The organism is Enterobacter sp. Li2LvB3, from assembly GCF_056156645.1.
On the sequence record NZ_JBSICG010000075.1, the window covers coordinates 1 to 202 of the forward strand.

1 protein-coding gene is annotated in these 202 nt (G+C 63.4%); it reads left to right on the forward strand.

What is annotated here, in order from left to right; translation table 11 throughout:
* Window positions 1-202 (forward strand): Ig-like domain-containing protein (locus ACS603_RS23475; RefSeq protein WP_474945024.1); only part of this gene is annotated, 202 nt, incomplete at both ends.

Here is a 202-nt window from a genome sequence, read left to right on the forward strand (position 1 = left end):
AGGTGCTGATTAACGGCACGGCGTACAGCGCGCAGCTGGTGGACGGCACCTGGCAGTTCACCGCCCCGGCTCTGGCGGACGGTGACTATACCGTGACCGTGCAGGTGACCGACGACGCGGGCAACACGAAAACCTCTGCTGCGCTGGATGTGACCATCGATACCGTGACGGCAGTCCCGGTGATTACCCTTACCGACGACAC